Raw genomic sequence first — 14701 nt, 5'->3', positions numbered from 1 at the left:
GTTGTGCTCTGTGCGGTTGCATGTCACCTGCATTGTCCGCACCTCCACCGTCCGAACGGTATGCACCATGTCCATCGCAGCCAATTCGCCCGTCGCAGCAAGTTCGCCCGTTGCACACAAGGATCGCTCCACCACCGTGGTTGATCGCACCGTCCAGTATGGTGTGGTTAAGAAGATCGCTTCGCACTGGCTGATTCTGTTCGTCTGCAACTCCATCGCATTGTTGCTGTGGCTGCGATTGTTTGAACAACCCGACCTCAGTTGGCAACAGTCGTTCGAAGATTGCGTTCGCCGATTCTTGCCATTCTTTTTAATCTCGATGGCACTGCTTCCCGCATTCGTTTTGGACACTCTCAAGCTAACCAATCGATTCGCCGGACCGATCATGCGATTGCGAACCGAAATCGTCAACGCGGCGGAAGGACGCCCGGTTAAAAAACTGTCGTTCCGCAACAACGACTTTTGGAAAGACGTCGCTGATTCGTTCAATCGAATGACTCAGCGTGTTGGCTTGCAAACGGAGACAGACTCCGCCGCAACGGACGATGCTCCCTCCACCTCCGCGTGATTGCTTCCCATGGTTAACAGACAATCCATCCGCGATCCGTTCCGCCGGCGACCATCCATCCATGGTTGCAATTCGCGCAACGTTCGCTCGCGAGAACAGCGATCAGGCGTTGCCGCTGTAGAGTTCGCCGTTTGCTTGCCGGTCTTGTTGCTACTCGTCTTCGGTTCCATTGAAGCGTCCAGCATGATCTTCCTGAAGCAGTCCCTCAATGTGGCCGCTTACGAATCCACTCGGGAAGCCATTCGCGACGGCCGCAGCAACGCCGACGCTGAAGCACGTGCCCGAGCGGTCTTGGACTCACGCGGCATCGTTGGTTACCGAATCGAATTCCCCAATGGCGAATCACTCGATGCGGATCGTGCTGCCGAAGTCATCACCTCCGTCACGGCGTCCAGTGCCAACAACAGCCCGCTACTTGGTCGTTTCTTGACGGACCGTCAAATCACCGTCCAAACGGTCATGCTCAAGCAGTGAGCCTTCGGTGAGCAACACCACTGGTGAATCATTCCTTCCATCGCCCGCCCCCCTCGGATCCGCGTCATGCATTCCCTCGCCCACTTCAGCCAGGCATCGCAGTTGATGAATGAAACCAAACGCCAATCTTGGTCGTGCCGCGATGTGGTGGATCATGGGCAAAACATCACGTCGGCGAAAAAAGCGAACTCACGTCGAGGAGCCATGCTGGTACTCATCGCCATCATGATGTTCCTCTTCTTGATCATCGTCGCGTTTTCGATCGACATCGCTCAGATGCACCTTTCCCGAACGGAACTTCGAGCGTCAACCGACGCGGCCGCCAACGCCGCTGCCACCACGCTCGCAGACACTCTGGATCGTAACGCTGCCATCCGACGTGGCCAACAGATCGCGCGAGCAAACCTAGTCAACGGACAACCGCTGTTGCTGGGCGATGGCGACTTTCAATTCGGACGCAGCGAACGCCAACCGGATGGGAAATACGCATTCACCGGTGGTCAAGCACCGTTCAACGGCGTTCGCGTGAACGGGCAACGCACGACGGGTTCTTTGTCGGGTCCAGTCCCGCTGTTCTTCGGCAACATCACCGGCACATCCATCTTTGAACCAGAAGCCTTCGCAACGGCGACGTACGTCGAACGCGATGTTACGCTCGTGGTCGACCGCAGCGGGTCCATGTCCGGCAGTCGTTTCGCCGATTTGCGAGCCGCGATCCAGATCTTCACCGACCTGCTCGCCACCACGCCGGTGGAAGAGCAAATCGGTCTGGCATCGTACAACGACCGAGCCTCCGAGGACGTTCAACTGACGGAGAACTTTGCCGAAATCACCGACGCGATGGGACGTTTGCGAACCGGCGGCTTCACCAGTATCTCGCGAGGCATGCAAGCTGGCCAGCAAATCGCTCGACGCGGTCGTCCACCTGAATTTGTTGAACGCACCATGATCGTGATGACCGATGGTCGTCACAACCGCGGCCCAGAACCTCGCACCGTCGCAACTTCTTTGGCCGCCGACGATGTCACCATTCATACGATCACCTTCGGGGCGGGTGCCGACATCGCACGCATGCGTGAAGTGGCAACCATCGGTGGCGGCCGACACTTCCACGCCACCAACGGTGAGCAACTCCGCGAAATCTATCGTGAAATCGCTCTGACACTCGGCACGGTGTTGACTGAATGAGTTATCTCCGGCCCCATATCGTTCGCTACTTCCCCAACATCGCTCCTTCCATGCAATCCACAACCTTCGGTTTGAAACGATCACGTAGAAACGATGCTCGACGAGGTGTCGTGGCGGTGGAATTTGCCATCGTTGTCCCGCTGCTGTTTTTGTTTTTCTACGCAGGTTTCGAATTCATGCGAGTGTCGATGATCCGACATACCATCGACAACGCGGTGTACGAAGGAGCACGGGTCGGAATCATCCCCGGCGGAACGAATGCTGAAATTCAGGCGGAAGCTGACCGCATCATGGGAACCGTCGGCGTCAACGACTACGCATTGGAAGTGCGGCCTGCGAATATCACCGACGACACGGAAGAAGTCACCGTTCGAGTCAGCGTCCCACTGGATCGAAACACCTATCTCCCAGCCAACTACTTCTTGGGCCGCACGATCGAGCGTGAATTGACGATGCGACGCGAAGGGCGTTGAACGCTCATTGCGGAACCGTTGTCGAACTAAGACGAAGCCTTCTCTCGCAGACGTTCTTCGTACTCGGGACGTTGCCGCCACTCATCAAAGAAGGGTTCGTAGTTCTCTTCTTCAGTCCAAAATTTCGGACTGGGGTGGTTAGGATCCACGTGACCTTCGGAATAGTCTTTCCCAGCGATGCTCTGAGCCACGGATTGATTCCAGTCGTCCAACCATCCGCTCAATCGATCCAGCACCTCGGGGTGTTTCTTCGCCAGGTTGGTCGTTTCGCCAATGTCTTTCCCAAGATGATAGAGTTCCTGTTGGGGCTTGCCCGCCTTCTTCTTCGGCAATCGCAGCAGCTTCCACTGATTGTCCACGACAGCTGAACCTCCTCGGAATCGGAAGCCGATGGGTTCGTTTCTCTCTGAGGTCTCTTCCCAATCTCGCTCGGTCAACAACGATGCGAGGCTGATTCCATCCGTCGGCGAAAGCAATGACTGCTCCGGCAACTGCAGCAAATCCAACAATGTGGGTGCGATATCGGTCGTGCAAGCCGGAAAGCGACTGATGCGATTGGGTCGCACAACCTCCGGCCAGTGAACAACGCAAGGCACGCGGAGTCCACCTTCATAAAGTTGTGACTTGTGCCCACGAAGCGGAGCCGTCGATGATGGCTTCACTTGGGCAAGCCCACCATTGTCACTGCAGAACCAGATCAGCGTTTGCTCCAACGCCCCCAGCTTCGACAAACCTTCCCGCAGCGTTCCCAGACTTCGATCCATTGCCACCAACTCGCCGCACTGGTTCAGCGACGCCTGATCCAAACGATCGACCAATTGCTGCCGAGCCAGTTTGTCATCCGCATCTTCACCAGCATCGACGAGAGACTGAATATCCTCCGGCGAAGCACGGAACGGCAAATGAGGAGTTCCATACCAAACCACCGCAAAAAACGGTTGCTTGGAACGCACCGAACGTTTCGCGAAATCGAGCATTTCTTCAACGATGACCTCCGAGGAGTCCCCTTGAAATCCCTCGAATTTGCCGCGTCGACTCAAAATCGGATCTCGATCAAAGAAGTTTGTCACGGACAACCAAACATCGAAACCAAACCGTCCTGGGTGAAAACGATCCGACGCCAAAATAGGCACACCGGGGCCTCGCAACCCATCCAAGTGCCACTTTCCAAAGTGCCCTGTCACGTAGCCCGCTTCTCGAATTGCAACAGCAACGCTGCGTTCTTGAAGACGCAATGCATGACCATGCGATGGAACCCCCGTTCGCTCCGGAGACCGTCCGGTCAGAACGCTCGCTCGTGTCGGAGAGCACACCGCCGAAGCAGCATAGAACTGGTCCAGTCGCAAACCACCGCGTGCCAGCCGATCCAACTCAGGTGTCCGCAGCAACGAGTGCCCGTAGTAGCTGGTCTGCGCATAACCCATGTCATCCGCCATGACCAAAACGACATTGGGACGCTTGGGTTCCTGTGCCAGCAAAGCGTTGTCCTGCTCTGTGAGCAGAAAACTGGAGGCAACAAGACACACCATCCACACTTCAATCCAACGCATCACGATTTTTTTCCTTTGGTTCCAACAACCGCTCGCAAACACCACTTTCGATTTCATCCCCCAAGGATGAACTCATCGCACGCTTCAACTCATCTCTCAGGTCGGTGTTCGAGTAAAAACCCGATCACTTTCTCCATCAATTTGCCTTGGAAGAAACGGACGCCGCCGTGTCCCGCACCAGCAACTTCAATCAATTCGGCGGAGAGACGCTCTTTCTCGTATGCCTGAACCATCCGTTCGCTCTGATCCATGAGCACTGTCTTGTCGTTGGTTCCATGCAAGATCAGCAGCGGTGGATCATCGGATGACACATAGGAAATCGGACTCGCCAATCGCTCCATCTGCTCGGGCACCGTGTCATTCTGCCCCCCCAAGCAACGCATAACTTCCCGACAGGTCCGAGTAGGCTCGTTCCGGTTGCGTCTTTCCTCGCAAAACAAAATCGGACGGCCCGAAGAAGTCGATCACCGCCTGCACACGGGACGATTGCCGCAGATTGCCACCAATCTCGCCTTCCAACTCGTCCACGTCACCGGAAGTTCCCAGCAACAAAGCCAGGTGGCCTCCCGCCGAGCTGCCCGCCACGGCGATCCAGTCGGCATCAACTCCATAGCGGTCCGCATTGGCTCGCAACCAACGAATCGCAGCTTTGCAGTCATGAATCTGAGCCGGAAAAATCGCTTCTTGCGAAAATCGATAGCTGATGCTGGCCAAGGCGAATCCATGCTGAGTCAGGGCATCCAAGCGTGGATTCTTGCGAGAGCCATTTCGCCAACCACCACCATGGATCCAAACCACCAATGGCGGTTTGGTCTCGGATTGGGGCACGACCAAATCGAGTTTCAGCTCTCGCTGAGGCAGCTTCGCGTAGACCAAGTCGCGATGTACAGCGGGTGACGACTCGTCAGCCAAACAGGCCTTCTGAACAAAGCTCACGAACACCACAATCAAACAACTGATCCATAGTCGTCGACCCAACACGATGGGTTTTAGTTCTGTATGAACGAGCATCACCACCTCCGCCGCTTTCGGTTCACTCAGCCAATCGTTCGCAAAGCAGATCACCAAAATGCCATTTGCAGGTCATCATAACCGAAGCCTTGAAGCCTCGTTGACGGGACAACCTGCATACCATCGGCGTAACACGAACAACTCAATCATTGCCACTTGGCATTCACTCTCTCGCATCGGAAATCAAAATTGACTGACTCCAACGCCTGGCTGATTCGCAAGGACCTCGACTTTCTGAATCATGGCTCGTTCGGCGCGACGCCTCGCTGTGTTTTCGAAGAGCAACATCATTGGCAGAGGCAGTTGGAAAACGATCCGATCGAATTCCTCGCCCCCGAACGATCTCTGCTGCCGAAGCTGGATCGAGTCCGACAGGTCGTGGGCAAAGAGGTGAATGCCTCTCCTAATGACATCGCGTTCGTTCGAAATGCCACCGAAGGTGTCAACGCCGTTATACGCTCACTTCCTCTTTCAGCTGACGATCAAATCCTGGTCACCAACCATGGCTACAACGCATGCATCAACGCGGTGCAAGAAGCCGCGAGGTCGGCCGGAGCAAGCGTGCTGAACGCTCAGGTGCCGTTTCCGATTCGACATCCGGATGAAGTCCTCGACGCAATCCGAACACAGCTCACACCAAACACCAAGTGGATGTTGTTGGATCATGTGACCAGCCCCACCGGGATCGTTTTCCCGATCGCTGAACTCGTTGACATCGCCCATTCCAACGGCACCCGAGTCATGGTCGATGGTGCCCACGCCCCAGGAATGCTCCCGCTGAACTTGTCGGAACTCAATGCGGACTACTACACCGCGAATCATCACAAATGGTGGTGTGGCCCGAAGGTATCCGGCTTTCTCCACGTCGCCGCCGAACACCAATCGGAAGTCTTGCCATCTATCATCAGCCACGGGGCAAACTTAGAGGGTTTTGGTCCAACGCCATTCCAAAGTCAGTTCAATTGGCCGGGGACCTTTGACCCATCGCCCCTGATCGCTTTGCCCACCGCCATTGATTTCCTCGCGAATCTTTTTCCGTCACGAGAGAGCAACCGGTTGGACGGGCTGATCAAACGAAACCACGATTTGGTCGTCCAAGCCCGGCGACTCTTGTTGGACCGTCTGGCTCTCGCGGAACCGGCTCCTGAATCGATGCTGGGAAGCCTCGCAACCATTCCCATTCCAGCATGGAAGAACCACTCCAACGCAGAGATCCTAGCGATCCGACAAACGCTTCGCGCGAAACATCGTCTTGAGCTACCAATCTTTCGATTCGACGAAGAGAATGTCTGCTTGCGAATTTCCGCTCAAGCCTACAACTCGATCGAGCAATACGAACGGTTGGCGGATGCGGTGGCGGAGCTGACCTGAACTTGAAGTGAATCGCCGCCTTCACGATCTGGTGCCGCTACCCGGCTTTCCGTCGACCTTCTGACACCCCAAAGTCCGACGCCGGCATGGTCAGAATGGAATTACCGGCAACGTTCTCTTTCTCGGCCGCGCGAGCCTGCCTTCGCATCATGACTTGGTTGAAACACCACTGCATCGCGGCAGGGACCAGGACAGCGATGACCGTCCCGACCAACATCTTCACGACCGGCGAAACTGCAGGAAAACCATGTTTTGCTGCGACATGAAACAACGCCAAAATTGGATGATGCAAGAGGTAAATCGCGAACGACGCGGTGGCCAACCGTTGTGTCAGCGGTCCCAAACGGCGGACAAACTGACAAGCCAATCCGACCAAGGACAACGACACGGTGGTGGCACTGGCGACGGTCAAGAACGCCAAGCAAAACTTGGCTGAAGCACCGGCTTGGACAGGAAAGGGCGACCGCATTTCCCCGTCGACGACTGGTCGTGCATTCAATACCCAGATTCCTAGGACGGTGGCTGCTCCGCACAAGATCAGACTGGGACACCAGGCCCGCATCGCAAACCGCTTGATCCCTCGCAGATCGGCATCCGCGTAAGCAATCAAAACGCCCATGCCAAACGCGACGCCGCTGTACAACCACTTGGACGGCACTGGAAAAAATGCGTGTTGGAATCCCCACACCACTTCAGGGCGAAATGACAATACCGCGACGCCGATCGCGAAGAGAACAGGGATCCCGAAACGCAATGCGCGAGTCGGCTCCGTCCGCAGCAGCCATTTCCATCCGACTGCCAGCACCGCGATGTAAAGGATCAGGTACTGCAAGAACCAAAGATGCGAAAAGCCCCACAGGTTTTGGTCTTGTCCATCCGCGAATTTGAGCGACCTCATTTGACGCGGAGTGATCTCGCCATCGGCTAACCACCCCAACATCCAAGCATAAAAATCAACGGGGATCAGAAACACGACCGCTAACAAAAAAGGCCATCCCAATCGACGCGTGCGTGATTTCAACGTGCTCCACGGACCACGAGACGCCATACTTCGGAACGCCAGGAATCCCGCCATGACGAGAAAGATCGGCATGATGACGATCTCGATCGCCCACATCAACGCGGTCAATCCCGCGTGCGGCGTGTCCGTGGTCGCCCAGGTCAGACCGGGCATATTTGGATTCGAATATGGCACACAGGCATGCAGAACCACCACCGCAACGGCAGCCCATCCCCGAACGGCGTCCAAACCGATCAGGCTGTCCTGTCGCGAGGAATTCTCAGCGGAATCCGCTTGCTGCAATCGAAGGTGAGTCGCGTGCATCCTCGTTGCATACAGGATTTCAGGCTCTCATCGCCAGACGAACCGACCTCAAGCCGGGCCCAATACGTAACCTGGAACACTTCTGTCCTGCCACGCCTCTCCACCTGAGTCCCCAATGCCGGAGTTACCGGAAGTCGAAACGATGTGCCGCGGGATCCGACCAATCATCGGTCGGACCGTCGAACGCGTCGAAGTGCCTCCCTGCCACTGCCGCCCGATCACAATCGAACCCAAGATCGCAACGCTTCAACGACGTTTGCGAGACCGACAGGTCGCTGACATCCAGCGACGCGGAAAACGTGTGATGCTGTGCTTTGACGATGCGTCGAGACTGGTCATCGAACCACGAATGACCGGTTTGGTGCTGCTCGCGGACCCACCTGATCCGGACCATCTGCGTCTGAGGATCCAGTTCAAAAATTCGAGCGTGGCACGCTCCGCGACCGACTCCGTCGCTGAACTTTTGGTCTGGGACCGGAGAGGTCTGGGCACCATCCGCTGGATGAACGACCGTGAATACCGCGTGAAGATCGATGAGCGGCTTGGAGCAGACGCGTTGCACATCACCGCCGATCAGCTCAAGCAGAATCTGGGTCTCTCACGCCGCCCCGTCAAAGTCGCGTTGTTGGACCAAGCCGCCGTTGCCGGGATCGGCAATCTGTACGCTGCGGAAATCCTATTCTTGGCGGGTGTCGATCCGCGAACGCGATGCGATCGATTGACCCAGCCTCAGTGGCAGCGCATCCACGCCGCAATCGGCGAGGTGCTTCAGGACGCCATCGCCCACGAAGGTAGCACGCTCAGCGACGGGACCTACCGAAACGCGTTGAACGATCCCGGCGGATACCAAAACATGCACCGGGTTTATGACCGCGAGCACCAAAGCTGCCCGCGATGCGAAACGGGCGTGGTTCGCCGCATCGTTCAGGCTCAACGGTCAACGTTTTTCTGTGCCGGGTGCCAACGCAAAAGCGGAAAGCACCCAAGCATCGTCTAATACTTCGCCTCGTTGGACGGCGAAGAGAAATCGCCGATCAATTGTCGACGCAGGTTTCCAAGAACCGGGCCAATCGGTGGAAGTCCGACTTTTGCTCGATGAAGCGGACTTTGGTGACCAAGGTTTGAGGGTCCACCAGTTCTTCAAACGGCACGAAGTGCAGATCGAATTGGCCCGAAACCGAAACCATCACGCCGTTGAGCTTTTCCTCGACCAACGCACGGTACGCTCCCACGCCCAACTGCGAACCTAGCATCACGTCGTAGGCGTGCGGTGGTGCACAACGGGATTCGTAACCCATCTGCAAACCATTCACCTTGCGAGTTCGCCCGGTACGCTCGTTGTAACGTTCCGCCAACAATCGAGACATGATCGCGGACAAGTTGACCAAGGAAATATTGATGTGGCCGTGATCGTCACGGGTCACTCCCTCGAGATACTTCGATGGCAGATACTCAGCCATGCCTTCGGCGATCACGATGGTTCCGTACTGTCGGCCCTCGCGTTCGCGAGCCAGCATCATGTCGACCATGCGATCGATGACTCGATCCATCGCCATAATCTTTCGCGTTTCGCCGGTGTCTTGATTGATGACTTCTTCATCGGCCAAAGCGCCGGTCACGTCTTCCACGCTCAGCACCATGCTGGCTTCGCCGGCGATTGCCGCACCGTATGCCAACCAACCGGCACTGCGTCCCATCGCTTCGCACAGGAAGTACGCACGACCAGCCGCCGCGTCGTAGTTCAGATTGCGAATCTCTTCGGCCAGCGTCTCGACCGCGGTGAAGAAACCAAATGTGAAATCAATTCCCGAGTAGTCGTTGTCGATCGTCTTCGGCAAATGAACCACGGGGAACCGGCGAGCGTCGCCCGGAAGATTGTCCTGGAACATCTTCAGCTTGTTGGCGGTCTTGAGGGTGTCATCGCCACCGATGGAAATCAGTGCATCAACTTCCAACGAACAAAGACCTTCATAGACGCGACGCAAAGGAGCGACCAATTCAGCGTCTTTCAAATGTTCCGGGCTGCTGACGTGTTTGCCGGGGTTGGTGCGAGCCGTTCCGATCATGATTCCGCGGCTGCTGCGAGCGTGCGTGAGCGAATCATGCGTGAAGCGGATGTAGTCGGTGCCTTCTTGCAAAGGCCCGGCAGCGGTGTATTCGGCCAATCGGCTGTAACCGTGCTTGATCCCGAAAACCTGAGCCCCTTCCTCCAAGAATGAAAACGCAGCCGTGCTGATGACCGCGTTGGCGGCGGGTGCGGGACCGCCGGCGAACAAAATCGCGACGCGTTTGATATCCAAATTGTGATGAGCGAGCTCAGCCACGGTGACACTGCCTGATGAAAAGGGGGATTCCGATGACAATCGCGGTGCGATCGAATCAGCCAAGATTCTAAGCATCCACCCCGTTTCGCCAAGGCGGCTGCGGGCTCCGCCCCCCTTCTCATGCCGGCGATTCCGGTCAACCCGCGGGACAGTTCGCTTCCCCCCGCCGCTTCCCCAACCTCGCTCAGGCGGCTTCTTTCACCACATTTTCGGCGGAGAAACTGGCTGGTTTTTCTTGATGATTCGCCGAGCCGGACCGAGTCTTCGATTTCCGACGAGCGGCTCGCTCCTGATTCATCTGTTCACCTTTGCGAGCTTCCTCTGGATCCATCTGCAGTTCCATGGCCTTCAGGCTTGCTTCCACCTGGGCAGTCAATTCTTCGATGGAAGCATCCGGCCCCGCGAAAATGGGATCGCCGAACATCGCATCCACCAAAGTGAAAGGCAGCAGAATTTGCATCCGATCCCAGGCTTTCTGGAAAATCCATCGGCGTCTTGGAATCAACACCACCGGGATGATGGGGACGTCAGCTTTCATGGCTAACATCGCGATTCCCTTCTGGACCGCCCCTCGAGGTCCGCGAGGGCCATCGACCGCGATCACGCCGGGATGTCCTTTTTTGACGTGGCGAATCAGCGTGGTTAAAGCGGTGGCACCACCTTTCTGACCGGCCCCACTGCTACCGCGAATCGGCACGCAGTTGCTGGCCCTCAACAACGGCAATAGCAAATCGCCGTCTCGCGAACGAGAAACCATCGCCCCGGCTCTGGGAGCTGAAAGCGACAATGCAGCGAGTTGATGAGCGTGCAAGATTGCCAACGCATGCGACTTGCCCGTTCGACGCATCAACCTTTCACGTTGGTCGTTGCGAACACGCACGCGAAACGTCATCCGCATGAGTTTGAATGCGGCGGCGATGCCAACTCCGATGACCGGATTCACGATGGAGGGAACTTTCATCGGAGAGAAAAAGAATGTGAAACGACGCAATACCAACTGAACAACCAACATCACCCAACAAAGTTGGGTTAGTGAACTGCTCCGCCAATCATACCAACCTTCAGTCGGCAAAATCCTTCCAGCTCACTTGCTGGTAAATCACGCTGTAACTGGCGGCCTGATCCACCAAACGCTGGGAAGTGTCATCGAGCCCTTGCGACCAAGATGATTCGATGTTCAACACCGCCTTCATCACCGGTTCCCCATCCATCCCATTGCGATCGATCGTCAATGAAGTCTGAGTTCCAATCAACGATCGTTTCCAGAGTTCCTCGTTCAGCCGCATTCTTCCAAACGGTGGTAACCCACGAGGTCGAGCAAGATTCAATCGACAAGCCCAATCGACCAACTGTGCATTCGCAACAGCCATCGCTGGCGATGGTGGCACAACGCCTTGTACTTTGTAGCTGACGCCGGGGTAGCTCAACTCGAACTGGTTTCCGCCCAAATCTTTCACCTGAGCGTTCATTCCCAAACGGTCCCGACGCTTCGGATCGGTGACCTCAGCATCGGCCTGAGCCGCCAGACGAGTCAACGCATCCATGGAAACGGAACAACGGGTTTTCGTTTTTTTGTCCAGCAGCACCACCTGAGATTTCTTCAGGTCAAACACCGTCCAAAATCGCGAATCGGTCTGGGGGATGCTGTAGATGACACCATCATCGAAGATGTTCAGGTGCACCGAGTTTGGATTCCGCTCACCGGCATAGTAGATCTTGGTCGTGAGAGCAAAATCGGGTGTCGAGTTTTGACTTTGGGTTGGTTCTCGATGGTTGGCCAATCGGAAATCTTGTGCGATCGCCCCGCTGGCGGTCTGCAGCAACAACACCGCCATGCATGTGACCGCGATTCGTTGCATCCATTCGGACCGAACGACGTCCACCAATTTGCTCACCAGTTTCACGGACAATGTTTCACGTTCCGACACGGTTGTTCGGTGCGCAGCCGAACGCGACATCCGACGAGTCATCGGCGGTCGACCATTCCGGGCTATCTTTGAAACCATCTCGAATCCATTCCGTATCCGTTTGGGCAGCGAAACCGTGCCTAGAACAGGGAATAGTCGACCGGGACGGGGGGCGTCCAGATCGTTTTGTAATTCTTGACGCAGCCTTGTAACGGCTTCCCCTTGCTGCCGACCACTGAGACATCCGCAAACAGGTCAAAAAGACGCAAACCACTGCAGCATCTTCACTTACACGCCATCCTGCATTTTCAGATCAAAGTTTGGCACTGGCGTTGCAATAAGTGCCAATCACAACCGGGGGCCAAAGAGCCTGCCACTCCAAACGACTCATCTCTAGGGCAAAGGAAACTGCCATGTTGGTTCTGACTCGCAAACTCGACGAACAAATCCTGATCGGTGACAACGTCAAGATCACGGTCATCAAAGTCCGCAACAACCAAGTTCGACTGGGCATCTCGGCTCCTCGTGACGTTCGAGTCCTCCGAGGGGAATTGGAACCCAAAGAAACGGAAATGATCATCGACCTCGATCTGGAAGACGACCAGGACGCAGACGCTAGCCAAGCTTTACTGCAGACCACTGCTGAAATGGAAGCTTCGTACCGTCCCGAGAAAGCTCGCAAACCTGCCACCAAGACTCGTGCAACAGAAGCGTCCAATCGCGTTCGCAAGATGTTGCCGGCAAGCAACGAATCCAGCCGTGTTGTCGATACAACCGAAACAACCGGCACCGCTTCTAACGATGGCTCCACGCCTTCGCTCAGTCTCTTCAGCGGCAAAGTCAATCGTCGTACCGGCGAAGGCTCGCTGAAACGCAGTCCATTGGCTGGTTATTTCACCGCTCCCTGACCTTGACGCAACGCCTCAGGCGGTCATGCGTCCCGAAAGCAACAAGTGTTCTTTTTTGCCTCATCGTCAAACGTGACCTAGGAAAAGGAGTAGTCCTTTTGAAACACCTTGCTTCGGATTCGCGACATGACGCCCGCTGCTTCCATCCTTCTCGTCGACGACGATCAACACTTGGCCACCTCGCTAGGTGAATGGCTTGCAGACGAAGGTTTTGAAATCCACTTGGCAGCCACCGTCGATCATGCTCGCCAGCAACTCAAGAAACACAGCTTTGTGCTGGTGATCACGGACCTGCGTCTCGGTCCCGATGATGGAATGACTTTGGTGGCGGACATCAAACGCCATTATCCCACCACGCCTGTTTTGGTGATGACCGGCTACGCGACACCCAATACCGCCGTGGAAGCGATCCGCGCGGGGGCGATGGACGTGCTGACCAAACCAGTGATCGATGATGAGTTGTTGCTCGCCATCGACCGCGCGATGAATCAGCAGAAGATCGAATCCGAAAATGAAACGCTTCGTCGACAACTCGATCAACGCAGTGGCTTAGAAAACATCCTCAGCCACGACTATCGAATGCTGAAGATCTTTGATGTGATCGACAGCGTGGCCGATGCCAAAGCCTCCATCTTGATCACCGGAGAAAACGGCACGGGCAAAAGCATGATCGCCCGAGCGATCCACAATCGTTGCCAGCGTCGCACGGGCCCCTTCATCGAAGTGGCTTGTGGTGCGTTGCCCGATACATTGCTCGAAAGCGAACTGTTCGGGCACGTCGCGGGTGCTTACACCGGAGCCAACTCGGACCGTCGGGGAAAATTTGAGCTGGCCGATGGCGGAACGCTGTTCCTGGATGAAATCGCCACCGCAACGCCGGCCATGCAAGTCAAGTTGCTACGAGTCCTGCAAGAATTCCAATTTGAACCTTTGGGTGGAATGGACACACGGACGGTGGACACACGTGTGATCCTCGCCACCAACGAAAACTTGGATAAAGCCGTCGCGGAAGGTACTTTCCGGCAAGACCTCTTCTACCGCATCAACGTGGTCAACATCGTCTTGCCAGCCCTTCGCGAACGTCCGGGCGACATTCCGCTTCTCGTCGATCATTTCCTTCGTGAAGCCGCCGAAACCGCGGGACGCGAAGTGGAAGGCTTCGACCGCGAAGCGATGAAGTGCTTGCAATCCTACGGTTGGCCCGGCAACGTTCGGCAACTTGAAAACGTGGTTGAACGCGCCGTCCTGCTCGCCACCGACCGAGTGCTCAGCAAAGACGACCTGCCGCCGGATGTCTTGGGCACGTCGGCCAACCAACATGCTTCGATTGGCAGCGTCGGCAACTCGCCCGGCGTGACCGCGTCCCATGGCACTTCGTCGTTCAATCCGACAAGCTTGGATGGATGCAGCCTGCGAGAAGCACTCGAAGGTCCTGAACGCGAAATCATTCTTCATTCGCTGCGTCGGCACAATTGGAATCGAGCAGCCACAGCCGATGAACTCGAAATCAATCGCACGACGCTCTATAAAAAGATGAAACGTCTGGGTCTCGATGACCCTCGTTTGCAATACGCCAATCATTAATGCCAGTCGGCCGATCGAG

General features: G+C 56.1%; 15 protein-coding genes. 8 read left to right on the top strand and 7 right to left on the bottom strand.

Going from position 1 to position 14701, the window contains the following annotated elements; genetic code table 11:
* The first annotated feature begins 67 nt into the window (after positions 1-67).
* From LOC70_RS16735 to LOC70_RS16720, 4 genes are all read left to right on the top strand, one after another.
* The gene (locus LOC70_RS16735; protein WP_230255135.1) at positions 68-568 is read left to right on the top strand and encodes a hypothetical protein; all 501 of its coding nucleotides are present in this window, start codon (positions 68-70) and stop codon (positions 566-568) included.
* 9 nt (positions 569-577) lie between these two features.
* On the top strand, positions 578-1042 hold the full coding sequence (locus LOC70_RS16730) for a TadE/TadG family type IV pilus assembly protein (RefSeq protein ID WP_230255134.1): 465 nt from the start codon (positions 578-580) through the stop codon (positions 1040-1042).
* 66 nt (positions 1043-1108) lie between these two features.
* Positions 1109-2230 carry a vWA domain-containing protein gene (locus tag LOC70_RS16725; RefSeq protein ID WP_230255133.1) on the top strand — a complete coding sequence of 374 codons (1122 nt, stop codon included), beginning with the start codon at positions 1109-1111 and terminating at the stop codon, positions 2228-2230.
* Positions 2227-2703 (top strand): TadE/TadG family type IV pilus assembly protein, encoded by a 477-nt coding sequence (locus tag LOC70_RS16720; RefSeq protein WP_230255132.1) that lies wholly within the window; start codon positions 2227-2229, stop codon positions 2701-2703. The genes LOC70_RS16725 and LOC70_RS16720 overlap by 4 nt, the downstream gene beginning before the upstream one ends.
* A 26-nt stretch (positions 2704-2729) precedes the next feature.
* On the opposite strand, the gene LOC70_RS16715 is transcribed toward LOC70_RS16720, so the two are convergent.
* The 3 genes from LOC70_RS16715 to LOC70_RS16705 all read right to left on the bottom strand — a co-directional run bounded on the left by LOC70_RS16715 (position 2730) and on the right by LOC70_RS16705 (position 5318).
* Positions 2730-4253 carry a sulfatase family protein gene (locus tag LOC70_RS16715; RefSeq protein ID WP_230255131.1) on the bottom strand — a complete coding sequence of 508 codons (1524 nt, stop codon included), beginning with the start codon at positions 4251-4253 and terminating at the stop codon, positions 2730-2732.
* 89 nt (positions 4254-4342) lie between these two features.
* Complete coding sequence (locus tag LOC70_RS16710) at positions 4343-4606, bottom strand: alpha/beta hydrolase family protein (RefSeq protein WP_230255130.1); 264 nt, start codon at positions 4604-4606, stop codon at positions 4343-4345.
* Positions 4607-4610: 4 nt separating this feature from the next.
* Complete coding sequence (locus LOC70_RS16705; RefSeq protein ID WP_230255129.1) at positions 4611-5318, bottom strand: alpha/beta hydrolase; 708 nt, start codon at positions 5316-5318, stop codon at positions 4611-4613.
* 135 nt (positions 5319-5453) lie between these two features.
* On the opposite strand from LOC70_RS16705, the gene LOC70_RS16700 reads away from it, so the two are divergent.
* A complete protein-coding gene (locus LOC70_RS16700) occupies positions 5454-6635 on the top strand; it encodes an aminotransferase class V-fold PLP-dependent enzyme (protein WP_230255128.1) in 1182 nt (393 codons plus the stop codon).
* Positions 6636-6672: 37 nt separating this feature from the next.
* Here LOC70_RS16700 and LOC70_RS16695 read toward each other — a convergent pair whose 3' ends face one another.
* Positions 6673-7959 carry an acyltransferase family protein gene (locus tag LOC70_RS16695; RefSeq protein ID WP_230255127.1) on the bottom strand — a complete coding sequence of 429 codons (1287 nt, stop codon included), beginning with the start codon at positions 7957-7959 and terminating at the stop codon, positions 6673-6675.
* A 115-nt stretch (positions 7960-8074) separates the two neighbouring features.
* Here LOC70_RS16695 and mutM point away from each other — a divergent pair, with 115 nt between their 5' ends.
* Positions 8075-8956, top strand: coding sequence for a bifunctional DNA-formamidopyrimidine glycosylase/DNA-(apurinic or apyrimidinic site) lyase (gene mutM, locus LOC70_RS16690; protein ID WP_230255126.1), 882 nt, complete (start codon positions 8075-8077; stop codon positions 8954-8956).
* Between the two features lie 37 nt (positions 8957-8993).
* Here mutM and LOC70_RS16685 read toward each other — a convergent pair whose 3' ends face one another.
* The 3 genes from LOC70_RS16685 to LOC70_RS16675 form a co-directional block, all read right to left on the bottom strand.
* Entirely contained in the window at positions 8994-10283 is a 1290-nt protein-coding gene (locus LOC70_RS16685) for a 6-phosphofructokinase (RefSeq protein WP_230256179.1), read from the bottom strand.
* Positions 10284-10467: 184 nt separating this feature from the next.
* A complete protein-coding gene (locus tag LOC70_RS16680; RefSeq protein ID WP_230255125.1) occupies positions 10468-11244 on the bottom strand; it encodes a lysophospholipid acyltransferase family protein in 777 nt (258 codons plus the stop codon).
* 100 nt (positions 11245-11344) lie between these two features.
* Entirely contained in the window at positions 11345-12187 is an 843-nt protein-coding gene (locus tag LOC70_RS16675) for a hypothetical protein (protein ID WP_230255124.1), read from the bottom strand.
* Between the two features lie 416 nt (positions 12188-12603).
* On the opposite strand from LOC70_RS16675, the gene LOC70_RS24510 reads away from it, so the two are divergent.
* Positions 12604-13098 carry a carbon storage regulator gene (locus LOC70_RS24510; protein WP_315857272.1) on the top strand — a complete coding sequence of 165 codons (495 nt, stop codon included), beginning with the start codon at positions 12604-12606 and terminating at the stop codon, positions 13096-13098.
* 126 nt (positions 13099-13224) lie between these two features.
* Positions 13225-14682, top strand: coding sequence for a sigma-54-dependent transcriptional regulator (locus LOC70_RS16665; RefSeq protein WP_230255123.1), 1458 nt, complete (start codon positions 13225-13227; stop codon positions 14680-14682).
* Positions 14683-14701: the final 19 nt, after the last annotated feature.

The organism is Rhodopirellula halodulae (genome assembly GCF_020966775.1).
GTDB classification, from domain to species: domain Bacteria; phylum Planctomycetota; class Planctomycetia; order Pirellulales; family Pirellulaceae; genus Rhodopirellula; species Rhodopirellula halodulae.
Note: the sequence above shows the minus strand (reverse complement) of the source record. Positions and strands in the feature narration are given on the sequence as shown.

Excerpts from the sequence above, each read along its gene's own strand:
- LOC70_RS16735 (WP_230255135.1), top strand. The coding sequence starts at position 68 with ATGTCCATCGCAGCCAATTCGCCCGTCGCAGCAAGTTCGCCCGTTGCA.
- LOC70_RS16730 (WP_230255134.1), top strand. The coding sequence starts at position 578 with ATGGTTAACAGACAATCCATCCGCGATCCGTTCCGCCGGCGACCATCC.
- LOC70_RS16725 (WP_230255133.1), top strand. The coding sequence starts at position 1,109 with ATGCATTCCCTCGCCCACTTCAGCCAGGCATCGCAGTTGATGAATGAA.
- LOC70_RS16720 (WP_230255132.1), top strand. The coding sequence starts at position 2,227 with ATGAGTTATCTCCGGCCCCATATCGTTCGCTACTTCCCCAACATCGCT.
- LOC70_RS16715 (WP_230255131.1), bottom strand. The coding sequence starts at position 4,253 with ATGCGTTGGATTGAAGTGTGGATGGTGTGTCTTGTTGCCTCCAGTTTT.
- LOC70_RS16695 (WP_230255127.1), bottom strand. The coding sequence starts at position 7,959 with ATGCACGCGACTCACCTTCGATTGCAGCAAGCGGATTCCGCTGAGAAT.
- mutM (WP_230255126.1), top strand. The coding sequence starts at position 8,075 with ATGCCGGAGTTACCGGAAGTCGAAACGATGTGCCGCGGGATCCGACCA.
- LOC70_RS16680 (WP_230255125.1), bottom strand. The coding sequence starts at position 11,244 with ATGAAAGTTCCCTCCATCGTGAATCCGGTCATCGGAGTTGGCATCGCC.
- LOC70_RS24510 (WP_315857272.1), top strand. The coding sequence starts at position 12,604 with ATGTTGGTTCTGACTCGCAAACTCGACGAACAAATCCTGATCGGTGAC.
- LOC70_RS16665 (WP_230255123.1), top strand. The coding sequence starts at position 13,225 with ATGACGCCCGCTGCTTCCATCCTTCTCGTCGACGACGATCAACACTTG.